Genomic DNA, 25,428 nt, shown 5'->3' on the forward strand with positions numbered 1-25,428 from the left:
AATGAAAGAATTCAAAGCAAAACAAAATGGATGCCTCCTACAAAATATAGGCTAGCATCCACTTGTAAATAATTAATTTAATATTGTGTCCAGTTTTATGGGTACACATCATTTTCAGGACGATCTTTTTGTTATTTATTTTGTTCTTCAATATTTACAGTAGTTTCAGAAGGGTTAATTTCTTTTGTTACTTCAATTTTTTTGTTATCCTCGCTGCTGTCCACAGCTTCTTCTTTAGTTGTAGTTGTGCCTGTATAATTTTCTCTGATCTCTTTAACTGTTTTGATCTCTTTTAGTTTCACGATCTCATCTTTTACTTTGTCAGATACTGCATTTGTTCCGCCAAGAATAAAGATATTTTTAACAGAGGGTGATTCTAGATATTCTTTCGTTTCAGGTGCAAGGTAGTCTGTATTTGTAAGAAGCAGAACAGATCTGTATGCATTTACAAGGGGTGCGGCTGCTAGAGCGTCTGGATAGTTTTGTCCGCTGGCGATAATTACAGTTTGTCCTGGAGTATATGGACCTGTTAAGCGGTAAGATTCTGCAATTTTTACAGCTGTATCATAGCGGTTTAATCCTGAGAATCTCTTCTTTGCATTTTTTATTTTAGGCAGTGCTTTTTCTCCACCGAATACCATGTCTGGATTTTCTAATGTGAGAGCTGGATTATGAAGAAGAAGTGATCCTTCTTTTCCGATATAGGGTCCAGCCACCAAGGCGTCTGCATAACCCATACCAGTAGCGTAGCCCAATCGAGTTCTAGTGCTTTTATCTAAACTATTTTGGTATTCGTTGATTTCTTTTCCTGTTTCATAACGGTTGTCGCCGCTTAGTCTTGTAACAGTATAATCATTCTTTAGTACATTTTCTACTTTTTGGCTTACGGCTTTTGTACCACCCAAAATAATAACTTCTTTTACCTTAAGTCTTTTTAATTCTCTCGATACTGAATCCTTGACACTAGTCGAAGATAAAAGAATCGGTCCGTTGATTTGAATAGACAAAGGTCCTCCAGATAAAGCATCAGCATAACCGCTATCTGAAGCGATAATAGCTTTCTCAGCTTCAGGGAAAGAAGCTTTGCTGATCGCTACAGATGTTTCTACTCGGCCGCTGCCATATACTCTAGTTAAATCTCCTCCTGCTGCTTGAGATAGAGGGGAAAATGTTCCGATGGATAGTGCTGTTAATGCACAGACTGCTAATAATTTTTTCATTGTATTCTCCTTATTTAGTCTTTTTGAATGTGTTGATATTAAATTCTTTTATCGATACAGTTACTGTTTCAAAATGATCATAATAAACCATGCCGGGCTTTGCTGATCGGGATTTTTTAACATTTTTCTTTTGGGTAAAATCTACGTCTACAAATTTTTCTGAACCGGCACTGCTGTAGTAAGCTGCAAGAAATGCTGCTTCTTTAAAATCTTCTTCATTCAGCTCGTTGTTTCGCAGGATTACATGGGAGCCGGGTATATCTTTTGCATGGAAGAAATAGTCTTCCCGATTCGCTGTTTTTAAAGTTAATATATCGTTTTGCCGATTGTTTTTACCAACATAAATATCTTGTCCGTTGGAACTGATAAAGTGATAGGGTTTTGATTTTTCAAATCGTTCTTTTTTCTTTCTTTTTTTAATCAACCCGTAATCGATCATTTCTTCCCGTATCTCTTCGATTTCGCCTACTTCAGTGATATGATTCATAGAGTCTAAAAGCTGGCTGATATATTTTAATTCTTCCCTGGTTTTTGGAATCTGTACTTCCAAAAGTTTATGGCGGTTTTTCATTTTGGAATACATTTTATAATAATGCTGGGTATTTTCCCAAGGAGATTTTTTATGGTCCAGCGGGATTGTGATCTTTCCGAGATTTGGATCATAGAAATTTTCTACTTCGATAGATTTTGTACCTTTTTCGATTCTATGATTATTTGCAGATAGAAGATCGCCGAAGATTTTATACTGCTCCCGATCCTTGCTTTCAATCAACTCATTTTCCATCGTAGCTAATTTGTTGAGATCGCGATTGTACTTTCTCTGAACAATTTTTCGCAGAGAGCTTACCTTTTGAGAAATACGATCGTCTACTGCACTTTTTTTATAATATTCTTCAAGCATTTCCGAAATCGTATCAAATCTTATTTTCTCGTTTCCCAGATAACGGATATCTAGACCATGGAATTCTTTGAAACTTTCATCTTCCGGATCGAGGATAATTTGAGGGTCGATGTCTCTTTGGATTATTCGTTCATACAGCTTATAAAACTCTTTATCAATTCTTTCCCATTCTTCTTGCTCAATATAATGAAGCCTTGTGGAAGGCGCAAGGTTTGCGAGATTCGATAGTTCACGACCTAGTATGGGACTAAAGCCGGTATAGTGGCGATAGAAAAATTGAAAGAGCTTCTCATCATCCATTTCTTCGTTATAAAGCTCAGAAGGATTTTTATAACCTTGTTTTTCTAAATCCCATTTATCATCTTTTATGGTGCTGTAGGAAAGTCCTGGTATGATCTGGCGGACTCTCGAGATATCTTTTGAGATTCTTTTTAATGCATCAATAATAGTATGATCTTCTTTTACGAGGATCAGATTCGAATGTTTTCCCATCAGTTCGATAATCAGTTTTTTATTGACGGGAAGACCCAGCTCGTTAAAGGTCTTGATTCTAAATGCAATAACCCTGTCAAAACCGTCTTGTTCGATGTCTTCTATAATACCGCTTTGAATCTGTTTGCGAAGAAACATACAAAAGTTAGGAGCCGTCAGAGGGTTTTTTCGGCTTTCTGAAGAGAGATATACTCTAGGAATGCTGCTGGATACTCCAAGGAGAAGCCGATAGTTTTTTCGATTATGATAAACGGTCAGATGGATCTCGTTTCGATCCGGTTGATTGATTTTATTGATTTTTCCGCCGATTAATTTTTCTTTTAATTCATCCACTACAAAGTGGGTTACGATGCCGTCATAGCTCATCTTATCACCCTTTCTTCTACTCAGTATAGCATAAAACTACAAGTATATTATGACAATTTTGTCATAATATATTGATCTTTGCATTTTTTTGTTTTAACATATATCTACCAAGTAAAAAGATTAGGAGTTTATGCATGACGTATTCAATGACTGGTTTTGGAAGAATAGAAGGCGAAAACGAAGATTTTCAGATTAGTATTGATTTAAGAGCTGTAAATCACAAGTACTTCGATATTCAATTTAAAGCTCCTTATTTTCTTAAATTTGCAGAAGATGCAGTTAAGAGCAAAATAAAGGAATATGTTGAGAGAGGACGTATCGAAGTTTTTATTAATGCTGAAAAGAAAACTTCGGAGAAGGCAGATCTGAAAGCTGATTTTTTGTTAGCTGAAAAATATTTTCAGACAGTTGTAGCCTTAGAAGAAAAATTCAAAAGTCCTTTTAAAGACAAGCTTAAGTGGATATTAGAAAGAGACGGGATCCTTCAGGTCGAGTATGAAAAGATCGACGAGAAAAAAACAGAGGAGTTTTTGATATCCTTATTGGAAAAAGCTTTAGAAAGTTTAGATATAATGAGGAAAACCGAGGGAGAGGAGACAAAGAAAGACTTATTAAACAAACTCGACTCTATCGAGACAAAAGTTAAGATTATCGAAAAAAGATCTCCTGAAGTTTATGAGGAAATCAAAGAGCGCCTTGAAAAAAGACTGGAAGAGATATTATCTCCAGAAAATATCGATCAGAACCGAATCCTGCAGGAAGTGTGCTACTATGCGGATAAAGCAGATATCAATGAAGAAATTCAAAGAATCCGATCTCATCAGGAACAGTTTAAACAAAGTTTGAATTCCGAAGGGAGCATCGGTAAAAAATTAGATTTTATTATTCAGGAAATGAATCGAGAAGCAAATACGATGGGATCAAAATCGAATGACCCTCTTTTGACGAAAAATATTATCGAAATTAAGTCTGATATCGAAAAAATGAGAGAACAGGTACAGAATATTCAGTAGGGGGAAGTATGAAATTAGTTAATATAGGTTTCGGAAATTTTGTTTCCCTTGAGCGGGTGGTGTCTATTATCGGACCGGACTCTGCTCCTTTAAAAAGAATGATTCAGCGGGCTCGGGAAGAAGGGAAAATTATAGATGCTACTTTTGGAAGAAAAACAAGATCTATTATCAATCTAGACAGCGATCAGATCGTGCTGTCGGCTCTTCAGCCAGAGACTTTAGTAGCAAGAATCGATCCAAAAAATAATGAAGAAAACGAGGAGGAAAATAATGCGTGATGGTTTTCTATTAGTCCTTTCCGGTCCTTCCGGAGTTGGAAAAGGTACAGTTTGCGAAGCTTTGATGAAACACAGAAAAGATATAAAATACTCCATTTCAGCAACAACTAGAAAAAAACGTCCTTTGGAAAAGAATGGCGAAAATTATTATTTTATGAGCCAAGAGGAGTTTAAAGAGAGTATAGTGAATAAAGAATTTTTGGAATATGCACAAGTTCATGGAAACTACTATGGAACACCGAAGAGATTTGTTACAGAATCTGTTGATAGCGGTGATATAGTTATATTGGAAATTGACGTGCAGGGAGCTTTGCAAGTAAAAGAAAATTGTCCAGAGGCTGTATATATTTTCTTGCTGCCGCCGGATCTGCAGGAATTAAGAAATCGAATTGAGAAGAGATCTACAGAAGATGAAGATACAATTAACTTGAGAATGAACAACGCTCAAACCGAACTTACTTTTATCGACAAATACGATTATGCCGTTATCAATGACGATGTAGATAAAACAGTAGGAAAAATTGAAAGTATTATCGAAGCAGAAAAATTAAAAGTTACAAGTATACAGGGGGTAGAATTATGATAAATCCATCATTTGAAGAATTAGCAAAAATCAGCAACAGCCGTTATGCGATATCCGTAATGGTATCAAAAAGAGCCAGAAGGATTATAGCAGGTTCAGAACCTATGGCAGATGTCAAAAGAGATTCTCCAGTAACTCAAGCCTTAGAAGAAATCGTAGAAGGCAAAGTGTTTGCAGTAGAAAATGAAGACGAATAAAAAGATTCTTTTAGGGATTACTGCAGGAATTGCCATTTATAAAGTCTGCGATTTAGTTTCAAGGCTTATTAAAAGAGGTTATGAACTGGAGATTATAATGACAAAAGATGCAGCTAAGCTTGTTTCGCCATTGGTATTTGAGACGATGGGAAGATGCCGAGTATATCAAGAGATGTTTCACGACGGTCATCACGAAGAAGTGGAGCATATAGAATTAGCCTCTAGAGCCGATATCTTTTTAGTGGCACCTGCCTCAGCAAATACTATGGCAAAAATTGCCCATGGTATTGCAGATAATCTCTTAACAGCTACAGCTTTGGCTTATACAAAACCGATACACTTCGCTGTTACGATGAATACAAATATGCTTCAAAATCCAGCAACCCAAGATAATTTAGAAGTGCTTAAAAGGAGAGGCCATCAGTTCATCGAGTCTTCTGTAGGGGAGCTTGCATGCAATACCTTTGGAGACGGCCGTATGGCTGAACCGGAAGAAATTGCTGAATATATCGATGTTATTGCTTATAAAAAAGATCTTAAGGGAAAAAGAATTATTGTTACAGCTGGTCCTACCTGGGAAAGAATTGATCCAGTAAGATATTTGTCTAATGATTCCAGCGGAAAAATGGGTTATGCTATTGCAAAAAAGGCAATCCTTCGAGGAGCCGATGTGGTTTTGATTAAAGGACCTACAGCTATTGAATCTCCAAAGGGCTGCAAAACGATTGACATCACAACAACTCAAGACCTTTTAGATGCACTTCGCAATGAATTTCCAACGTGCGATGCTTTGATTATGGCAGCTGCTCCTTCTGACTATAAAGTTCCCGTTCAAGCTTTAGAGAAGATCAAAAAATCAGGGGAAGGTTTGGAAATTCAATTAATAGAAAATCCGGATATCCTAATGGAAATGGGAAAGAATAAAAAGAACCAGACGGTTATTGGCTTTGCTGCAGAAACAGAGAATTTACTTGAAAACGGAAGAAAGAAACTCCATAAAAAGAATGCGGACTATATTATCGCCAACGATGTTTCGAAAGAAGGTGCAGGATTCAATGTGGATACAAATATCGCAGTAATTTTGTCAGAGAAGGAAGAAGTTTTTCTTGATAAAATGACGAAACTGGAATTGGCTGATAGAATTTTAAATTTATTAAAGGATGAACAATAATGTTTTTTCAAGTTTTATTGAAAAACAAAACAAAAGTTACAGACCGGCTCTACACTTATTCTTATGATAAAAATATTAAAAATGGGTGCAGAGTCATTGTTCCTTTTGGAAAAGGCAATAAAAAAAGGATGGGTATCGTTGTCGGAACAGTAGAGGAAATTGAATTCGACAAGATTAAATCGATAGAGAAAGTGTTGGATGAAGAGCCGATTTTAAACGAGGAACTGATATCCATCGCTTTTTTTATGGTAGAAGAATATCTGTCAGATCTATCAAGTGCTATGCAGACTGTTCTTCCTCCTGGAAATTTTTCGGAAATTGTAGAGTATTTTTATTATGAGGGAGATTCCAAGGAAGATCTTCTCATCTATCTTAAAGAGCGAAGAAGCTGGGAAGAGATACAAATTAAATTTTCTATATCTCATCTTGAATTAATGGAAAGGGTAAAGAAGGGAGAACTGGAATTTTTTCTGGAAAGGAAAAATAGTCTTTCTGAGAAGAAAATCCGTATTGTCCGTTTAATTCAGGATTATAATAAAGATCTTGTGTCCAGCCGAGCTGTCGCCCAAAAACGTGTTGTAGATTATCTTGAGGAAAAAGGAGAGATTCTTTATGAAAATCTTTTGAGAGAAACGAATACAAGCTCTACTGTGGTTTCTGCACTTCTAGAGAAAAAAATAATTGAAGTTGAAGAGCGGAAAGTTTTTAGAAAAATTGCAGAAGATAAACCTGAAAATTATGAAAAAATCAAATTCAATGATGAACAGAAAAAGGCCTTTCAAAAAATAACCGAGCTTCGGAAACAGGGAAAAAATAAATTTCTTCTACAAGGGGTAACAGGAAGCGGAAAAACGGAACTTTATCTTCAGCTTGTAGAAAAAGCAATAAATGAAGGCAAAGGAGCCATCGTTTTAGTACCGGAAATTTCTCTTACGCCTCAGACTATCGCACGGTTTTCCGGCAGGTTTCCAGGAATGGTAGCGGTACTTCACTCGAGACTTTCTGTAAATGAGCGTTTCGATCAGTGGAAGCAGATTCAGACTGGACATTTTAAAATTATAATCGGTGCGAGGTCAGCTATCTTTGCTCCGGTTAAAGACTTAGGGCTTATCGTTGTAGATGAAGAACATGAACTTAGCTATATCAGCGAAAAAAACCCAAAATATGATGCTATAGAAGTTGCAGAGTTTAGATCCCGATATCATAATTGTCCTATAATATTAGGCTCGGCGACTCCTTCTATAGAACATTATTTCAAAACAAAAGGTAATGAATATCATCTTTTAGAATTAAAAAAACGGGCGAATAAAACAGCTCTTCCCGAAGTCCATATCGTGGATATGAGAGAAGAAATGAAAAATGGAAATTTTTCCATGTTCAGTGAGGCTTTACAAGAAGGAATCGCTGAAAACTTAGAAAAGAACGAACAAAGCATACTTTTTTTAAACAAACGAGGACATTCTTCTTATATTTTCTGCAGACGATGCGGTTATGTTATGGAATGCGATCACTGCGATGTGGCCATGACGTATCACAAAAGGCAGGGAAGACTTGTCTGCCATTTATGCGGAAGAACGAAGATAAAAGAAAATGTTTGTCCCAACTGCGGAAGCAAGGCGATTAAAGAGTTTGGTGCCGGGACAGAAAAATTAGAAGAAGAAACAAGAGCAGCCTTTCCAGAGGCTAAAATTCTAAGAATCGATTCAGATACGATGACACATAAAGATAGTTATAATCAGCTTTATAAAAAAATGAAGAATCATGAAGTAGATATCCTTATAGGAACTCAGATGATTGCTAAAGGGATGGACTTTTCGGCAGTAACCTTAGTGGGTGTAATCGCTGCAGATATTAGTTTAAATCAAGGCAATTACAGAGCATCGGAAAGAACATTCCAGCTTTTAACTCAGGTAGCAGGCAGAGCCGGCAGAGGAGATTTGAAAGGCAAGGTATTTATTCAAAGTTACAAGCCGGATCATTATGCTATCCAAGCAGGCAGACATCAAGACTTTCAAGATTTCTACGAAGAAGAAATTCAAAAAAGAAAACAATTTAAATATCCGCCCTTTTATAATTTAGTAAATATTAAAGTTTTTCACGGGAACCGCTACAGAACAAGGGAAAAAATATTTGAAGTATCAAAACTTCTTCAAAAAGAGCTCTTAGCATCGGGAGTGGAGTTTTATTTATCAGGACCGAATCCTTGTCCTGTAGAGTGGATTAATAACTTTTATCGTTTCGAAATCAATTATAAATTTCCCAAAGGAAATGATGAATATAAAAAGGTCTTAAAACGGGTATTAAATGACAATATATATAAGATCGACTGGAAAAATTATAGAATGACTATGACCATGAACCCGGTCAATTTTTATTAGAATATAGAAAGGAAGAAAATATGGCTATTAGAGAAGTAAGAATAGAAGGGGATCCTCTTTTAAGAAAGAAATCCCGAGAAATAGATGAAATCAATGATCGAATCCTTGTTCTTTTAGAGGACATGATTGATACAATGTATGAAAAAGACGGAATAGGGCTTGCAGCACCTCAGGTCGGAGTTCTTCGAAGAGCTGTCGTTATAGATATGAGAGACGATACTGGAGTATTTCGTATGATCAATCCTGTCATTGTAGAAAAATCTGAAACAGGACAAATCAATGTAGAAGGATGTCTATCTGTACCGGAACGTCAAGGCTATGTAGAAAGACCGGAGTATGTTTTGGTTGAATATACAGATGAAAAGGGAGAAAAGAAAAAAATCAAGGCTGAAGGCTATTTTGCAACCTGTATCTGCCACGAGCTGGATCATTTAGACGGTGTACTTTATATCGATCGAGAAATCGAGCTGACTCAAGAGCAGATCGATGAACTTGGTAAATCCATGGATGAAGAATAGAGGTTATTATGTGTAGAATCGTATTTATGGGAACACCTGATTTTGCAGTAGAAAGTCTTTCTTTATTATTAGAAGAAGGGTTTGAGATACCTCTAGTAGTTACTCAGCCGGATCGTCCCGGAAATCGCAAGAAAATGACTCCGACCCCCGTTAAGCTCCTTGCAGAAGAAAAAGGTTTGGAGATCATAACGCCGGAGAATGTCAACGATGCGAAAGTTGTAGAAAAAATCAAGGCTCAAGAACCGGATTTTATTGTGGTGGTAGCTTTTGGTCAGAAGATCGGAAGAGAAATCCTCGATTATATAGGGGAAAGAATCATCAATGTTCATTCTTCTATCCTTCCTAAATACCGAGGCGCAGCGCCGATCAACTGGGCTATTATCGAAGGAGAGGAAACTTCTGGGGCAACGATTATGATGATAGATGAAAAACTGGATCGGGGAGATATTCTTCATACCGTGGCCACTAGGATTGGAAAGGATGAAACTGCACCTGAACTTGAAGAAAAAATAAAAGTTTTGGGGGCGGAGGGACTTGTAGAGGTTCTGCGGAATTTTGAAAAATATTATGAAAACAGAAAGAGCCAAAAGGAAGAAGAGGCAAGTTATAGAGGTTATTTAACAAAAAGTATGGGGAAGATCGACTGGTCCGAAACTGCAGAAGTTATTTATAATAAGTATAGAGGTCTCAAACCTTGGCCGGGCATGTTTTTTGTTTATAATGGAGAAAATATAAAGGTTCATAAAATGAACATAATTAAGAATTATAATGAATCTAAAGAAATAGGCGAAGTGGCGGAAATCTGCAAAGATCATATAACAATTGCTGCAGCAGAAGGGGCAGTAGAAATATATGAACTTCAGTTTCCAGGCAAAAAAAGAATGACTGTGGAACAATTTTTAGCCGGGAACACTTTCCCTAAAGGAATTAATCTTCAAAAGGAGGTTTAGTATGTTTTATTATGATTCTAGTTTTTTATTATTAATACCAGCTTTGATAATAGCAGCCTATGCACAGTTTAAAGTCAAGTCAACCTTTCATAAATATAATAAAGTCTCCTCTCAAAAAGGATATACGGGAAGAGATGTTGCACGGAGTATATTAGACCGTTCCGGGCTGAGCGATGTACAGGTTATGGCTGTAAGCGGAGAATTATCAGACCATTACGACCCTATGCAAAGAGTTGTACGGCTCTCAGAGTCTGTCTATAATAAAAGCTCTATTGCAGCAGTTTCTGTTGCGGCCCATGAGGTAGGCCATGCTCTTCAGCATCAGGAAGGCTATGCTCCTTTAACATTCAGAACTTTTTTAGCTCCTGTAGCAGGAATCGCATCTCAATCTGTTTGGGTTTTGATTTTATTAGGAATAATTTTTTCAATTCCATCGTTAATTAATATCGGGATTGTAGTTTTTTCTGTAACGGTACTTTTTCAGATCGTTACATTACCGGTAGAGTTTAATGCCAGTTCTCGTGCGATCGTTCAATTAGAAAATGAATTTCTTACTCAGGAAGAAACAGGTTCGGCAAAAAAAGTTCTTCGTGCGGCAGCCTTAACATATGTTGCAGCAACCTTAGTTGCGATCGCCCAGCTTTTAAGACTTATATTGTTATCAGGCAACAGAAGGGATTAGTATGAAAGAAAGAGAAACGGCAATTGAAATTTTATTGAAAACCCACTATGAGAACGGGTATGCTTCTGATCTATTGAAAAATTTGGAAGCCTCTAAAGAAAATCAAAAGGAGATCGGTTTTGTTAAAAAGCTGGTTTACGGAGTTTTAGAGGAACAAAAAGCGTTAGATTATTTTATTAGAGAATACAGCAATACTCCTTTTGCTCATTTAGACAGGGAAATTTTAGAGATACTTAGAATTTCTATTTATCAGTATTTGTTTATGGATAAAGTACCGGAATATGCCATAGTAAACGAGGCTCAGGAACTGGTTGAGAAATATTCTGAAGACCGAAACAAGGCCTTTGTCAATGGAATTCTTAGAAATGCAATACGAGATGAAATCAGCAAAAGCGATATTAAACTAAAAAACAAATGGACTCGTTTGGAAGTAGAGTATTCTGTATCGAAAGATCTTTTGGATCTTTTGAGAAAGAACTATTCTGATAAAACCATCAAGAAAATTCTGAAATCCTATAATTATTCTTCAGATACTATGATTCGAGTTAATAAAAGCAAAACAACAAAAGAGGAATTAGTCAGCTTGTTAACTGAAGAGGGCTATAAACTTCGCCAGCATGAAGAAATTGATGCTGTTTTAATTCTAGAAAATTCCTTCGGTTTAACAGAAACGGAAGCTTTTAAAAAGGGGTATTTTACGATTCAAGATGCAAGTTCCGTACTCTCAGCATTCTACGCTGATCCGGAAAAAAATATGAATGTGCTGGATTTATGTGCGGCACCCGGATCTAAAACTTGCCAAATGGCTGAGATAATGAACAATACCGGCAGTATAACGGCAAATGATCTTCATCGAAACAAGCTTCGCTTTATAGAAGAAAATGCAGAAAGACTTGGGGCTGAAAATATTGAAACGGCTTCTTTCGACGGTACGGTATTCAGACCGGAATGGGAGAAACAGTTTGATCTTGTTCTGCTGGATGCGCCTTGCTCGGGAACGGGAATCATTTCAAAAAAACCGGAGATAAAGCTTCGCCGAACAAAAGAAGAAACGAAAGAACTGGTAGAGACTCAAAAGAAGCTAATTGATCAAGCCGTGAAATATGTAAAAAAAGGCGGATATCTGCTCTATTCTACCTGCAGCATTCTATCTGAAGAAAATGAAGATCAGAGGGACTATATTCTAAAGCATTATAATGTGGAAGGTTTTCCCTTGTTTTATAAAGGCGCAGAACGAGACTATCTCAAAATTATGCCGTACGAAATAGATCAAGATGGATTTTTTATCGCCAAGTTTAGAAAATTATAGTATAAAAAGAAGATTGTGTGTCGGAAGCATACAATCTTTTTTAGCGAGTGTATAAAGAAGAGCTGTTAATAAGTGTGAGAGCGTGGAGTGTTAAAAAAGAAAGAAAAGAGAAGAGTGAAGGTAGGGAAGAAAGTGGATAATCGACTTTCTGTTCGTAAAAAAATAGATACTATACTTAATCGAACGAATCGACATCATCGATCGAGTAAGATCTGCTTCTTTTACTATGGCGAAAATGAATATGTTTTTCATTTTCCACCGTAACTCCACCCTTTCGCTCTCCCGACTCTCACACTCTTTGGTTAATAATTACAAAGTCATGATGCAAACTTAATCAGGATAATAACATAGATATTACAAAAGGTCCCTATATATTTGCCGGAAAAGCATTTTTATAAGGATATCTATTTATGATATAATTTTAAAATAGGAGTATACTATGGAAATATATAATAATATGAGTTTGCTAGAACTTGAAAAAAAACTAGTACAGTGGGGGGAGAAGAAGTTTCGAGGCCGCCAGATTTATGAAGGGATTCATAAACAGGGGATTTCATCGATTGACGATATGACGAATCTATCGAAGTCTCTTAGAGAAAAGCTGAAGGAAAGAGGCACTATTGCGAAACTTGAGATTCTGGAAGTCTTTTCATCTAAACTAGATGATACAAAGAAATTTATTTTGGAATGCAAAGACGGCAATGTGATAGAGGCAGTTTACATGAAATATTCCAGCCACTCTACATTATGCATATCTTCTCAGATAGGCTGCAAGATGGGCTGTGTATTTTGTGCTTCCACAAAAGAGCGCTTTGGAAGAAATTTAGAAAAGCATGAGATGCTGGACCAGATCTATGCAGTCAATGAGTATTTAAATACTCGTATCGACAATGTAGTTCTTATGGGAATCGGAGAACCTCTTGAAAATTATGATAATGTGACAGGTTTTATTGAAATGATTTCCGACGAGAAAGGTTACGGAATGAGTATTCGTTCTATCACTTTGTCTACCTGCGGCATCGTACCGAAGATTTATCAGCTGGGAGAGGATCATTTTCCGATTAATTTAGCGATATCTCTTCACAACCCTTTCAATGAAGAAAGAAAAAAACTGATGCCTATCGGAAAAAAATATTCGATAGAAGAAATACTAGATGCTTGCGATTACTTCTTTAAAGAAACAGGACGCAGGGTAAGTTTTGAGTATACCTTGATACAAGATGAGAACGACAGCCTTAAATACAGCAAAAAACTTGTACAGCTGCTTAGGGGAAGGAATTGCCATTTGAATCTGATTCCATTAAATCCGATAAAAGAATATGACAGAAGTTCTTCCTCGGAGAAAAGCGTACAGGAATTTTACAATTACATGAACAAACACGGTATTACCACTACGATACGAAGGAAACAAGGGCAGGATATCGAAGGTGCCTGCGGTCAGTTAAGAGCAAATTATATTCGCGAGGAAAGGAGCTAAACCCTTTGAGAGTTTATTCAAATACGGATATCGGAATGATCCGAGATCTCAATGAAGATTATTATGACAATATTATTGAAGAAAATTGGGCGCTCCTAATAGTCGCAGACGGTATGGGCGGCCACAAAGCTGGAGAAGTAGCTTCGATGATGGCGGTTGAAGGGATCAAGAACTTTATCTGCGAAAACACGAGTAGGATAACAAACCGCTTAGAATTATTAGAAAAAGCGATAGAAGAAGGCAATAAGAAAATATACGGTTTAGCCACCAGTTCGGAAGACTGCAGCAATATGGGAACAACGGTTGTCTTGGCTTTTATTGAAGGGGATTGTCTATATGCTGCAAATGTGGGAGACAGCAGAGCTTATTTAATGAATGAGTATGGTTTTAAACAAATTTCTAGAGATCATTCTCTAGTCAATGATCTGCTTCATTATGGAACAATCACCGAGGAAGAGGCAAAAACCTATAATCGAAAGAATGTGATCACTAGAAGCGTCGGATTGGAAGAAGCGGTGGAAGTTGATTCTATCGCAATGGAATTTTCAAAAGGCGACCAGCTTCTTTTATGTACAGACGGCTTAAATGGACAACTGGAGGATTCTGAAATAGAAGCCGTGCTTCGAGATTCTGCCTTGGCATTAGAAGACAAGGTGGAGAAGCTTATCGACATGGCTAATGAAGCCGGAGGAGCCGACAATGTCACAGTAACATTATTTGATAATGAGGAGGTGGCAGAATGATCGGAGAGATTTTAGGAAACCGCTATGTTGTAGAAAAAAAGGTCGGAATCGGCGGTATGGCTATTGTCTATAAAGCAAAGGACACTTTGCTTAATCGTACGGTAGCTGTAAAGGTTTTAAAGAACGAGTATGTAGACGATGATGATTTTGTAAAAAAATTTGCAATGGAGGCGCAGTCTGCCGCAAGTTTGACTCATCAAAATATTGTTTCAGTCTTTGACGTAGGTTCTTCTTTGATTGATGATCGAAAATATAATTATATTGTTATGGAATATGTGGACGGTCCTACTTTAAAAGATATTATCAATGAAAAAGGCGCTTTATCTACAGAGGAAGTTGTACATTATGGAGTGCAGATAGCGAAAGCTTTGGAATGTGCACACAGAAAAAATATAATTCATAGGGATATTAAACCTCATAATATATTAATTGATGATAATAATGATGTTAAAGTAACGGACTTTGGGATAGCGAGAATTTCATCTTCATCGACTATCACCTATACATCAACAGTTTTGGGAACAGTTCATTATATTTCCCCGGAGCAGGCAAAGGGAAAATTTATAGACGAAAAATCCGATATCTATTCTTTGGGGATTGTTTTATATGAAATAGCTACGGGAAAAGTGCCCTATGACGCAGAGAACTCAGTAGGTATTGCATTAAAGCATATACAAAATCCTCTTGTTCCTCCTAATGAAATCAACGAATCCATACCAGCGGGCATCAATGCGATTATTGTAAAGGCGCTGGAAAAAAGTCCGACGGATCGTTTTCAGTCTTCTACAGAGCTAAGAAATGCCCTAGAGAACTATAAAACTTTCGGCGCTGGAGCTATAGATGAAACGAAGGAACAGACAGCGAGAATTATTCCGCCAATTCCATTGGATGAAGTAGAAGAAGAGGAAACGCCAGAGGCGGTCTATACCTTAGAACAGGAAAAAGAAGAGGAAGAAGTGCCGGAAGAAAAAAAATCTTTCTTTAAAACTTATATTCTTCCAGTCCTAGCAGCTTTGCTGTTAGTTGTGCTTTTTGTTTTTATCCGTTCTGCTATGGGGTCGAATAATCCGAATGAAGGCAAGGTGAAAGTTCCGCCGCTTATAGGACTTACTCAGGATGAAGCAGCAAAAAGGGCAGAAGAAATTGGTCTTACTTTAGAAGTTGAAGAGAGAGTTGAGGATAGTTCTGTAGAAGAAGGGCTTGTTATCAGCCAGAACCCAGAGTCTACTTCCATGATAGAAGAAGGGGGAGTGGTAAAGGTCTCTATCAGTTTAGGAGAAAAAAAGGCAACAATACCTAATCTCTCCAATATGACGATTGAAGAAGTACAAAATACCTTAAAATCAAATAATCTGACTTTAGGAGAAGTGAATAAAAAATATTCAGATCAGTATCCAGAAGGCAAAGTAATGAATCAAAACCCGGGATACGGTCAAGAAGTTCCTGAGAATACAGCTATCAGCATTACCGTTTCCAGAGGGCCGGAGATAAAGACCGTTTCAATGATAAATTTATTAGGAAAAGAGATTTCTCAAGCGACTTCTATGCTTCAAGAGGTAGGGCTAAGTGTAGGAACTTTGCAATACGAATATAATGACAGCTATGCAGAAAACTCTGTTATGTGGCAGGAGTTCAACGCAGGAACAAACTTAGAAACTGGAAGTTCTGTAAACCTTGTGGTAAGCAGAGGGAAAGATCCTACTCTTGAAGAGGATGAGCCGGATGAAAATGAAGAGAATAACGGTGAAAATACAGAAGATCAAAGGAAGATATTTAATTTCAAAATTCAACAGCCTGAAAATGTAGAAAACTACAATGTAAAGATCAAGAAAGTAGCCGATGACGGAACAGAAGAAACGGTTGTGGATCAGAATCATAAAGCAAGCGAAGGAGATATTACGATCCCAGTAAATGGTCTTACTTCGGATGAATATAATGTTTATATCGACGATAAACTAATGACTACAAATTAGGAGAGTGATTTCAATAAAGGGATTGATCATTAAATCAGACCGGGGAATATATTTTGTTAAATTGACTAACGGCGATGAATATCAATGCAAAGCCAGAGGCCTCTTTCGAAAAGAGGATAAGAAACCCCTGGTAGGGGATTATGTGGACATTAGAATTTCAGATGAGGATGGTTCCGGTTATATAGAAGAGCTGTATCCTAGAGTTTCAGAATTGTTAAGGCCGCCTGTGGCAAATATTAATCAAGTGATTATACTTATGAGCATACGGGAACCGGATATTAATCTTAGACTTCTGGATAAATATCTTTTAATGACTGAAAAAGCAGACATCAAAACGATTATTGTCTTTAATAAAACGGATTTAATCGAACAAGAAGAGAAGGATTATTATCAATCTATCTATGAAGACATCGGATATGATTTGTACTTTAATTCAAATGTAGAAGGAACAAAGCTGCATTTAAAAGAGCTTTTAGAAGATAAAACGACTGCGATAACGGGACCATCTGGAGTAGGGAAGTCAACAACCCTTTCTTATCTTTTTCCAGACAAATCTTTCCCGATAGGAGAGATCAGCCAAAAGCTGAGGAGAGGGAAAAATACCACCCGCCATACTGAAATTAAGGATATCGGGTTTGGATATATATTGGATACACCGGGTTTTAGTTCTTTAAGTCTTGATTTTATCGATAATAAAGAAGAGATTCCTTATCTTATGAAAGATTTTCAGTCCTTTATTTCAAAATGCAGATTTAAAAACTGCATGCATCTAAATGAACCGGACTGCGGCGTGAAAAAAGCTGTAGAGTCCAATGAAATCGCGGAATCCAGATATAAAAATTATGTTTCTTTTGTAGAAGAATACGAAGAAAAGAGGAGATATTAATGGCGGAATTAGCACCTTCCCTATTGGCGGCTGACTTTTATAATTTAGAAAAGCAGCTTAAAATTTTAGAGGAAGAAAAGATCAAATATTTGCATTTGGATATTATGGACGGGCATTATGTGCCGAATATTTCTTACGGTCCAGGAGTTGTAGGAAAATTAAGAGATCGAACTGACTTTATCTTTGATGTTCATTTAATGGTGGAAAAACCGGCGGACTATATCGAAGAATTCAAGAAAGCCGGAGCAGATTATTTTACCTTTCATATCGAGTCTGCAGATCACAGCCATCGCGTGATCCAGAAGATTCATGAGGCTGGAATGAAAGCTGGTATTTCTCTAAATCCTGGAACTTCTTTAGATCCTATAAAATATCTGCTTCCAGATTTGGATTTAATATTAATCATGACAGTAAATCCGGGCTTTGGCGGCCAAAAGTATATTGAGACGATGAATCAAAAGATCATAGATGTTAGAAAGATGATTGACGAGTCTGGTTATGATATACTATTAGAGGTTGACGGAGGCGTAAAGTTGGACAGGCTGGAAGATTTAAAGGAAAAAGGCGTAGATTTAATCGTCTCAGGTTCTGATATATTCAATGAAAATATTTGCCGGCAAATCGCGGATTACAAAAAAATATTAGATTAAACACTAGGGGTGCTATTGCTGAGAGTCTTCGGACAACCCTTGAACCTGTAAGGTTAATACCTGCGTAGGAATGTGATATAAAAAGTCCATTTTCTATGGGCTTTTTGTTTGTTTAAGGAGAGATATTATGAATAAAAAGACAAAAATGTTGATAGAAGGCGGAGTAATGATTGCCTTAGCTGTAATTTTGAACCAGATTAAATTATTTCAAATGCCAAATGGAGGATCCATCACTTTAGGAGGTTATGTACCTATATTTATCTATGCACTTAGATGGGGCGGTATTCCAGGGATTATATGCGGCGCTTTATACGGAGTACTAGACGGGATACTAAATCCTTTTTTCTTCCATCCAGTTCAAGTACTGTTAGATTATCCCCTTGCCTATGGGGCTTTAGGTTTAGCAGGATTTGGAAACAATGGCGGTTTGGATCATAAGCTGGAATTAAAAAATATTTTAATGATTGTATTTGCATCTTTTATGCGCTTTGCATTTGCTGTAGTTTCAGGGGTAGTGTTTTTTGCTTCCTCCCTGCCGCAAAATGTAAATCCTTGGATTGCTTCAGCAGGATATAACGGGCCATACGTTACAGTAAATACCATTGTTGCTATACTTCTATTGTTCTTGATCTGGAAGCCTCTTCAGAAGGGTTTAAAAAAATGATCGGATTGATTACAGCTGGAGGAGAGATTACGTCGCCGAAAGTATTTATGGAAGAATATAACCAGTCTGATTTTCGAATCGCTGCAGACAGCGGCGTTGAGTTTTATTTAAGAAATGGGGTTGTGCCTGACAGAGTGCTGGGGGATTTCGATTCCATTTCGAAGGAAGGCAAGAGTTTTATAAAAGAAAAGAAAATTTCAGTTTCCTCTTTTCCACCGGAGAAAGATTATACGGATCTTGAACTTTGCATCGACTTTCTTATAGAGAAAGGCTGCAAAAATATCACGATTCTTGGAGGGGTAGGAGACCGGATGGATCATAGTCTTGCGAATCTTTTTATGATGATTCGTTTTTATAAAGCGGGAATTACTATTACACTCCGAAATGATTTAATGAAAATTCAAGTCTTGGAAGGGAAACTGTCCTTAAAAAAGGAGTATGAGTTTTTATCCGTTGTTCCGGCAGATCCTTTAGGCATAGTTGCAAGTCTAGAGGGTTTCTATTACCCTTTGGATAATAGAAAGATCCCTTTAGGCAGTACCTTGGGCGTGAGTAACTATATAATAGAAGAAGAGGGACATATTGATATTGCGGAAGGAACGGCTTATATAATTCAAACAAACGAAAGGAAAGCATAAAAAAAACGTCTCACGAATGAGACGTTTTTTATTGTGGACGAACTACTTTACCAGATTTCAAGCAATTTGCACACACGTTGATTTTTTTTGTTCCACCGTTGATTACGGCTCTTACTCTTCTAATATTTGGCGACCAACTACGATTTATTTTTCTATGAGAAAAGGTAACTTTATTACCGAACACCTTGCTTTTGCCACAGATTTCGCATTTCTTAGACATACTTACACCTCCCAAGATTAAATTGACTCAATAACAAACTATATTATAACAAATCATTTTTTATCTTTCAAGAAAAAAATGCAATAAGTTTCAGAAAAGCCGAACTTCTAATGTATTTACAAGAATTCTTTTTTAAGATAAGATAAAGAATATATTGAAAACAAATTAACATCAAGGAGGTTCCTATGGCTGCAAAAATGGTCAATGAGATGGGAGTCATTACAATATCGGATCAAGTAATCACAACAATTGCCAGCAATGCTGCAATGCAGACGTACGGTATTGTGGGTTTAGCTTATAAAAATGCAAAAGACGGTCTGCTCATAATGCTTAAAAAAGACAATATGAGCAAAGGCGTGACGATTACTACTCAAGAAAACCGAATTACAATCGATTTAACAGTTGTATTGGAATATGGAGTAAGAATTGCTGTAGTATGCGAGAATATTATAGACACTGTACGTTTTAATGTTGAGAATCAGACAGGTTTGATTGTAGATGAAATTAATGTATTAGTACAAGATATGAGGATGCAAAATGTATAGGAGGCAGAGATGAGAAATATTAATGGAGAAATTTTAAGCAAATGTTTTATCTCTGCTTTCCAATACCTAGAAGTGCATAAGGAAGAAGTAAATGCTCTAAATGTGTTTCCTGTTCCAGATGGAGATACTGGAACCAATATGTCCCTTACTATGCGTTCGGCAGCGAGACAGATAAATGCTTTAGAGGAATTTACAGCAGGTACAGTTGCGAAAGCTGCAAGCAGCGGTTCTTTAATGGGAGCACGGGGAAATTCAGGGGTTATTCTTTCCCAGATCCTTCGAGGTTTTGCGGTGGGCTGCGGCGATTCTGACACCTTGGAGATAGAAACACTTAAGGATGCCTTTTCAAATGCGTATAAGACAGCATATAAGGCTGTAATGAAGCCTACAGAGGGTACAATACTAACTGTTATCCGTGCGATGGGCGAATTCGCAGAAGAAAATTATGAACATTATGATGAAATTTTTGTTTTCTTCGACGACATCTTAGAAGCAGGACAGATTGCCTTGGATAATACTCCCAATCAGCTTCCAGTGCTAAAGGAAGCCGGTGTAATCGATGCGGGCGGCCAAGGACTTTGTTATATTGTAGAGGGTATGATCCACTATGAAACAGCACCTGCATTAATCAAAGAAACAAGAAAAGAGCGAGTAGTTCAAGAAACACATCAGCCAGATCAGGATATTGAATTTGGATATTGTACAGAATTTATGATTCATTCGAATGAAGATTATGAAGCCTATCGTGATTTTATTTCATCTTATGGCGATTCTTTGATTGTAGTGGGAGCCGACGGTTTGATTAAAACCCACATTCATACAAATAATCCTGGAGAAGTTATCGAAAAGGCGCTGCAGTTGGGAAGTCTAAGCGATATTAAAATCGACAATATGAGAATACAGCATCAGCATGTCTTAGCTACTGACGAGGAGCTTAAAAAGAATACGGAATCAAAACCTAGAGAAAAATATGGTTTTATTGCTATTTCCAGCGGAAAGGGCCTGGATAAGATATTTACAGAACTTTCAGTAAATAAGATTATATCCGGGGGTCAGACCATGAATCCTTCTACCGAAGATATACTAAAAGCTATCGATGAAGTTCATGCGGACAATGTTTTTGTGTTTCCGAATAATAAAAATATTATTCTAACAGCAAAACAAGCGAAAGATCTTTCCGATAAAAACATTATTGTCATCGAAACGACTTCTATCCCAGAAGCTTACTCTGCTATTTTGGCCTTTGATGAAGACAATGAGCCGGAGAAAAACGAAGCAGATATGAATGATGCCATCGTAGAAATCAAAACAGCACAGATAACTTACTCTGTGCGGGATACAACGGTTGAAGGTATAAAAGTAAAAAAAGGCGACTATTTATGTATTCTAGATAACAAAATCATAAACAGCGGCTCAGATATAGAGAATATGTTCAAAGAACTTTGCAAGAAAGCGATTGACGATGATGTTTCTATTGTAACAATTTATTGTGGAGAAGATTCTGATTCCTTAACTTCGGCGAATCTTAGAGCATTTGTCGAAGAAGAGTATGAGGATCTCGATATCGATGTAGTAGAAGGCGGCCAGCCTGTATATTCCTACTTGATTTCCTTTGAATAGGAAAGAAGAGGTTTGAATAGTTAAATAGATTTTAGAAAGCCTTACAGTTTGTAAGGCTTTTTGTTAGGAGTTTTAATGAAAGTTGAAAATTTAAAAGGAATTGGACCTAAAAAAAAGCAGTTCCTTGAGAAACTATCTCTTTCCGATACGAGAGATCTGCTGGATTATTATCCTAAAGGTTATGAGGATCGCTCGACATTATATCATGTTAATCAAACAGAAGATAAAAAATCATATTTATTAAGATTAAAAATAATCGATGGCGGAAACCTCAGATTTTCCGGTCGAAAATCTGTTTTAACCTTTAAAGCAGCAGATGATACAGGTTCCTGCCAGATAGTCTGGTTTAATCAGCCATACTTGAAATCAAAGATAAAAATAGGAGAGGTTTATTATTTTTATGGAAAAATCAGCAGAAAAAACAATCGTATAGATCTCCAGACGCCTATAGTAAACAAAACTTTAAAAAAGGAACTAGGAAATTTTACAGCTGTCTATCCTTTGACAAAAGGATTGACGCAGAAAGATTTTCGAAACATAATTTGCCAGGCATTGGAAATTGAAAAAATCGAGAATATAATTCCGGAGGAAATCCGCCTCAAAGAAAATCTTTTAGATCGACAGCATGCCTATAGAGAAATCCACGCACCAAGTTCTCTTCATTTCCAAAAAGCTGCGAAAAGAACTTTAATTTTTGAAGAGCTTTTGATCGTTCAGCTAGCTATGAAAATGCTTAAAAATAAAAAGAGACGCAGAGGTTACGCCTTTGTATATGATAAAAAAATAGAAGAGTTGATTGGAAGTCTTGACTTTCCCTTGACACATGCCCAAGAACGCGTCCTTCAGGAAATTTTTCAAGATATGAAAAAGCCGATTTCTATGAACCGCCTTGTGCAAGGCGATGTGGGCTCTGGAAAAACAATTATAGCTGTTGCTGCCATCTATTTATGTTTTTTGAATCAGAAACAGGCTGCATTTATGGCACCAACAGAGATCTTGGCAGCTCAGCATTATGAGTCTGTTTGTGGAATTTTGGATTCTTTCGGTGTCAAGACTGCTTTGCTAGTGGGAAGCTTAAAGAAAAAAGAAAAAGAAGATATTATCCAGCGTTTAAAAGAGGGAGATATTGATCTTATTATCGGGACCCATGCAGTGTTGGAAGACTATGTGGAATTTCAAAATCTTGGACTTGTGATTACCGATGAGCAGCACCGTTTCGGTGTAAAGCAAAGAGCAGTATTGACCGGGAAAGGTGAAAGTCCAGATACATTAGTTATGACAGCAACACCTATTCCAAGAACTTTGTCCCTTGTTTTTTATGGGGACTTGGATGTTTCAAGTATTGATGAACTTCCCCCTGGAAGAATACCCATCAAGACATATGCTGTACCAATTTCAATCGAAGAGAGGATTATGAAATTCTTGATCGATCATCTAGAAAAAAGAAAACAAGCATATGTCATTTGTCCTTTAGTTGAGGAGAATGAAGAACTGCCTTTAAAGTCGATTGAGAAGATGCAGATCTATCTCAAGAGAAAATATTTTAAAGATTTCAAGTTGGGAGTCATTCACGGAAGAATGAAGGCCGAGGAGAAAAATCGTATTATGGAAGAGTTTTCAGAAAACAAGATTCAGATTCTTCTTGCGACTACCGTTATAGAAGTGGGGATCAATGTTCCAAATGCTGTGATAATGGTTATATATAATGCAGAAAGATTTGGATTGTCCCAGCTTCATCAGCTGCGGGGCCGTGTGGGACGGGGAGACAGCGAATCCTATTGTATCTTAATCCATGAAGGCAGAAGCATGATTTCAAGGGAAAGAATGAGAATTATGCAGCAGACCACAGACGGCTTTCTGCTTTCAGAAAAAGATTTGGAATTAAGGGGTGAGGGGGATTTATTAGGCACGAATCAATCTGGACTTCCCCAGTTTCGAATAGCCGATCCTTTTAACGAAGGAGAGCTGGTTCGAAAGATTGCTGAAACTTGTTCGGAAATTTTAGAGAAGGATCTTTTGTATACAGAGAATTTTGAAAATTTATACAAAGAAGCAGAAAGTTTTTTAAATAGATTGTCAGAAAATATAATTTTTAATTAAGAAAGGAACATTTATGAGAGTAATATCAGGAGAAAAAAGAGGGAAAAAGTTATTTTCCCCTTCTGAATCAACAAGACCCACAGAGGATCGTGTAAAAGAGGCTCTTTTTAATATATTGACAGAAATCGAAGAGGGTTCGGCGGTACTGGATCTTTTTGCAGGCTCGGGGGGAATCGGAATAGAGTTTCTTTCTAGAGGAGCTGACAGAGCTGTTTTTTCTGAATATAAAAGAGAGAATATCAACACGATAAAGAAAAATCTGGAACATGTAGGATATGAAGAAAAAAGTGCTATCTATTCAGGAGATTATAATAGAAACCTTTATCAAATTTCTCAAAGCCGATACTCTTCTTTTGATTATATTTTTATCGATCCTCCTTTTGATAAGATTGAATATTACGATAATGCATTGGAACAGATTAATAACTTATCATTGCTTAAAAAAGATGGTATAATTATTCTGGAGTCTAGAGGAGACCTTAATTTGGACTTGGATGTTTTCGAATGTATTAAGGAAAAGAAATACGGAAAGCATATAAGACTTTATTTTCTAAGAAGGAGAGATCAAGATGAGAGTACTGTATCCAGGTAGTTTTGACCCTATTACAAACGGGCACCTCAACATCATAAAAAGATCCTCCAAAATTTTCGACGAAGTCTGCGTTGCGATACTTAACAATCCTGGAAAGTCTTCTTTATTTACAGTAGAAGAAAGAATGAAGATGATCAAGGATTCCTGTTATAATATTCCTAATATTATTGTAAGTTCTTTCAACAGTCTGACAGTGGATGCAGCCAGAGAGTTGGAATGCAGTATTATTATTAGAGGACTTCGGGCAGTCACTGATTATGAGAGCGAAATGCAGATGGCTTTAGTGAATAAAGAGTTGAATGATGAAATTGAAACTTTTTTTATGGTAGCTGATGGAGAGTATTCTTTCTTAAGCTCTAGTATAATAAAAGAAATTGCATCTTTCGGGGGAGATTTCGAATCTTTGGTTCCGGAAAATGTATCAAAAAAATTATTGGAAAAATATGGGAGGAAGTAAAATGGATCTAATTCAATTAATTGAAGAGATGGAAGATTTAATGGACGGGGCGTCGACGGTGCCTTTTTCAAAGAAAGTTATGGTAGATGCGGACGAGGTTTTGGAAATCTTAACAGAAATGAGAGAAGCGCTGCCAGAAGAAATTAAACAAGCACAATGGGTAACAGAAGAGAAAGAAAGAATTGTAACAGAAGCAGAAAGAGAAGCTGATGCAATTCGCAAGGGTGCTCAAAAAGATGCAGATGATATGAATAAAGATGCTCAAAAACGTTTTGAAGCTTTGATTAACGAACATGATATTACAAAACAAGCAGAAAAATACGGCGAAGAGATCGTGTCGAAAGCAGAACAAAATGCAAGAGTACTTAAAATGCAATCTATTACTTATGTTGACGAGATGCTTGCAACCACTCAAAACAAAATCCAAGATCTTTTAATTGTATTAGAGGACAATAGAAAAGAATTAAAGAAAGATAAATAAATTTATTTTATTATCTCTATAGATCTGTTATAATCACAAACATAAATAAGAGGAGGTGTCACATGAAAGGAATATTTACCATTATACTTGCGATTGCCAGTGTTGCAGTAATAATAGCTGTTTTATTGCAGGATTCAAAATCTGACGGGATAGCATCCCTATCTGCTGAATCTACAAATATCGCAGGACAGGGATCTCACAATACTAAAGAGACCTTCCTCAATAAAATTGTAGTAGGAGCAGGGATTATTTTTATGGTCTCAGCTTTAGCACTAGCGATTATTGCATAATCGCTAGTTTTCAATTAAAAGGAGAGTGTCAAAA

Annotated in this window: 27 protein-coding genes; 24 read left to right on the plus strand and 3 right to left on the minus strand. The window is 36.8% G+C overall.

Translation table 11 applies throughout. From position 1 onward, the window contains the following. Positions 1-131 precede the first annotated feature (131 nt). Positions 132-1,220, minus strand: a complete 1,089-nt coding sequence (locus ACTQ46_RS00005) for a cell wall-binding repeat-containing protein (RefSeq protein WP_441746404.1) — start codon at positions 1,218-1,220, stop codon at positions 132-134. A 10-nt stretch (positions 1,221-1,230) separates the two neighbouring features. Continuing rightward, entirely contained in the window at positions 1,231-2,979 is a 1,749-nt protein-coding gene (locus tag ACTQ46_RS00010) for an Rqc2 family fibronectin-binding protein (RefSeq protein ID WP_441746406.1), read from the minus strand. Positions 2,980-3,113: 134 nt separating this feature from the next. Between ACTQ46_RS00010 and ACTQ46_RS00015 the strand changes: the two genes are divergently transcribed. From ACTQ46_RS00015 to ACTQ46_RS00095, 17 genes are all read left to right on the plus strand, one after another. Then, entirely contained in the window at positions 3,114-3,992 is an 879-nt protein-coding gene (locus ACTQ46_RS00015) for a YicC/YloC family endoribonuclease (RefSeq protein ID WP_441746408.1), read from the plus strand. Positions 3,993-4,000: 8 nt separating this feature from the next. Further along, a complete protein-coding gene (locus tag ACTQ46_RS00020) occupies positions 4,001-4,270 on the plus strand; it encodes a DUF370 domain-containing protein (RefSeq protein WP_441746410.1) in 270 nt (89 codons plus the stop codon). After that, positions 4,263-4,853 (plus strand): guanylate kinase, encoded by a 591-nt coding sequence (gmk, locus tag ACTQ46_RS00025; protein WP_441746411.1) that lies wholly within the window; start codon positions 4,263-4,265, stop codon positions 4,851-4,853. The genes ACTQ46_RS00020 and gmk overlap by 8 nt, the downstream gene beginning before the upstream one ends. Beyond that, a complete protein-coding gene (gene rpoZ / locus ACTQ46_RS00030) occupies positions 4,850-5,050 on the plus strand; it encodes a DNA-directed RNA polymerase subunit omega (protein WP_441746413.1) in 201 nt (66 codons plus the stop codon). Before gmk ends, rpoZ begins: the two co-directional genes overlap by 4 nt. Next, positions 5,037-6,221 (plus strand): bifunctional phosphopantothenoylcysteine decarboxylase/phosphopantothenate--cysteine ligase CoaBC, encoded by a 1,185-nt coding sequence (gene coaBC, locus ACTQ46_RS00035; RefSeq protein ID WP_441746415.1) that lies wholly within the window; start codon positions 5,037-5,039, stop codon positions 6,219-6,221. The genes rpoZ and coaBC overlap by 14 nt, the downstream gene beginning before the upstream one ends. Beyond that, entirely contained in the window at positions 6,221-8,599 is a 2,379-nt protein-coding gene (gene priA / locus ACTQ46_RS00040; protein WP_441746417.1) for a primosomal protein N', read from the plus strand. The genes coaBC and priA overlap by 1 nt, the downstream gene beginning before the upstream one ends. 20 nt (positions 8,600-8,619) lie before the next feature. Next, positions 8,620-9,117, plus strand: coding sequence for a peptide deformylase (def, locus tag ACTQ46_RS00045; RefSeq protein WP_441746419.1), 498 nt, complete (start codon positions 8,620-8,622; stop codon positions 9,115-9,117). An 8-nt stretch (positions 9,118-9,125) separates the two neighbouring features. Next, positions 9,126-10,067 carry a methionyl-tRNA formyltransferase gene (fmt, locus tag ACTQ46_RS00050; protein ID WP_441746421.1) on the plus strand — a complete coding sequence of 314 codons (942 nt, stop codon included), beginning with the start codon at positions 9,126-9,128 and terminating at the stop codon, positions 10,065-10,067. Between the two features lies 1 nt (position 10,068). Then, the gene (locus tag ACTQ46_RS00055; RefSeq protein WP_441746423.1) at positions 10,069-10,749 is read left to right on the plus strand and encodes a zinc metallopeptidase; all 681 of its coding nucleotides are present in this window, start codon (positions 10,069-10,071) and stop codon (positions 10,747-10,749) included. A gap of 1 nt (position 10,750) precedes the next feature. Then, on the plus strand, positions 10,751-12,058 hold the full coding sequence (rsmB, locus tag ACTQ46_RS00060; RefSeq protein WP_441746424.1) for a 16S rRNA (cytosine(967)-C(5))-methyltransferase RsmB: 1,308 nt from the start codon (positions 10,751-10,753) through the stop codon (positions 12,056-12,058). A 439-nt stretch (positions 12,059-12,497) separates the two neighbouring features. Further along, positions 12,498-13,535, plus strand: coding sequence for a 23S rRNA (adenine(2503)-C(2))-methyltransferase RlmN (gene rlmN / locus ACTQ46_RS00065; protein WP_441746426.1), 1,038 nt, complete (start codon positions 12,498-12,500; stop codon positions 13,533-13,535). 5 nt (positions 13,536-13,540) lie between these two features. Beyond that, positions 13,541-14,278 carry a Stp1/IreP family PP2C-type Ser/Thr phosphatase gene (locus ACTQ46_RS00070; protein WP_441746428.1) on the plus strand — a complete coding sequence of 246 codons (738 nt, stop codon included), beginning with the start codon at positions 13,541-13,543 and terminating at the stop codon, positions 14,276-14,278. Then, positions 14,275-16,251, plus strand: a complete 1,977-nt coding sequence (gene pknB, locus ACTQ46_RS00075; RefSeq protein ID WP_441746430.1) for a Stk1 family PASTA domain-containing Ser/Thr kinase — start codon at positions 14,275-14,277, stop codon at positions 16,249-16,251. The genes ACTQ46_RS00070 and pknB overlap by 4 nt, the downstream gene beginning before the upstream one ends. Positions 16,252-16,255: 4 nt before the next feature. Then, positions 16,256-17,137: a ribosome small subunit-dependent GTPase A gene (rsgA, locus tag ACTQ46_RS00080; RefSeq protein ID WP_441746432.1), complete on the plus strand. Its 882-nt coding sequence runs from the start codon at positions 16,256-16,258 to the stop codon at positions 17,135-17,137. Further along, the gene (rpe, locus tag ACTQ46_RS00085) at positions 17,137-17,787 is read left to right on the plus strand and encodes a ribulose-phosphate 3-epimerase (protein ID WP_441746433.1); all 651 of its coding nucleotides are present in this window, start codon (positions 17,137-17,139) and stop codon (positions 17,785-17,787) included. The genes rsgA and rpe overlap by 1 nt, the downstream gene beginning before the upstream one ends. 127 nt (positions 17,788-17,914) lie before the next feature. After that, a complete protein-coding gene (gene thiT / locus ACTQ46_RS00090; RefSeq protein WP_441746435.1) occupies positions 17,915-18,451 on the plus strand; it encodes an energy-coupled thiamine transporter ThiT in 537 nt (178 codons plus the stop codon). Continuing rightward, positions 18,448-19,089: a thiamine diphosphokinase gene (locus ACTQ46_RS00095; protein ID WP_441746437.1), complete on the plus strand. Its 642-nt coding sequence runs from the start codon at positions 18,448-18,450 to the stop codon at positions 19,087-19,089. Before thiT ends, ACTQ46_RS00095 begins: the two co-directional genes overlap by 4 nt. A gap of 28 nt (positions 19,090-19,117) precedes the next feature. Here ACTQ46_RS00095 and rpmB read toward each other — a convergent pair whose 3' ends face one another. Next, the gene (gene rpmB, locus ACTQ46_RS00100) at positions 19,118-19,309 is read right to left on the minus strand and encodes a 50S ribosomal protein L28 (RefSeq protein WP_441746439.1); all 192 of its coding nucleotides are present in this window, start codon (positions 19,307-19,309) and stop codon (positions 19,118-19,120) included. A 185-nt stretch (positions 19,310-19,494) separates the two neighbouring features. Here rpmB and ACTQ46_RS00105 point away from each other — a divergent pair, with 185 nt between their 5' ends. The 7 genes from ACTQ46_RS00105 to secG all read left to right on the plus strand — a co-directional run bounded on the left by ACTQ46_RS00105 (position 19,495) and on the right by secG (position 25,394). Next, entirely contained in the window at positions 19,495-19,854 is a 360-nt protein-coding gene (locus ACTQ46_RS00105; RefSeq protein ID WP_441746441.1) for an Asp23/Gls24 family envelope stress response protein, read from the plus strand. Positions 19,855-19,863: 9 nt separating this feature from the next. Next, a complete protein-coding gene (locus tag ACTQ46_RS00110; RefSeq protein WP_441746443.1) occupies positions 19,864-21,474 on the plus strand; it encodes a DAK2 domain-containing protein in 1,611 nt (536 codons plus the stop codon). 75 nt (positions 21,475-21,549) lie between these two features. Beyond that, positions 21,550-23,574, plus strand: a complete 2,025-nt coding sequence (recG, locus tag ACTQ46_RS00115; protein ID WP_441746445.1) for an ATP-dependent DNA helicase RecG — start codon at positions 21,550-21,552, stop codon at positions 23,572-23,574. Between the two features lie 13 nt (positions 23,575-23,587). Continuing rightward, positions 23,588-24,166 (plus strand): 16S rRNA (guanine(966)-N(2))-methyltransferase RsmD, encoded by a 579-nt coding sequence (gene rsmD / locus ACTQ46_RS00120; protein WP_441746447.1) that lies wholly within the window; start codon positions 23,588-23,590, stop codon positions 24,164-24,166. Beyond that, positions 24,144-24,623 carry a pantetheine-phosphate adenylyltransferase gene (gene coaD / locus ACTQ46_RS00125; protein ID WP_441746449.1) on the plus strand — a complete coding sequence of 160 codons (480 nt, stop codon included), beginning with the start codon at positions 24,144-24,146 and terminating at the stop codon, positions 24,621-24,623. The genes rsmD and coaD overlap by 23 nt, the downstream gene beginning before the upstream one ends. Before the next feature lies 1 nt (position 24,624). Further along, on the plus strand, positions 24,625-25,104 hold the full coding sequence (locus ACTQ46_RS00130; protein WP_441746451.1) for an ATPase: 480 nt from the start codon (positions 24,625-24,627) through the stop codon (positions 25,102-25,104). A gap of 62 nt (positions 25,105-25,166) precedes the next feature. Beyond that, positions 25,167-25,394, plus strand: coding sequence for a preprotein translocase subunit SecG (secG, locus tag ACTQ46_RS00135; protein ID WP_441746453.1), 228 nt, complete (start codon positions 25,167-25,169; stop codon positions 25,392-25,394). Positions 25,395-25,428: the final 34 nt, after the last annotated feature.

The sequence above is a fragment of the Gallicola sp. Sow4_E12 genome, from assembly GCF_052116305.1.
Taxonomy (GTDB): Bacteria; Bacillota; Clostridia; order Tissierellales; family Peptoniphilaceae; genus JBQKLI01.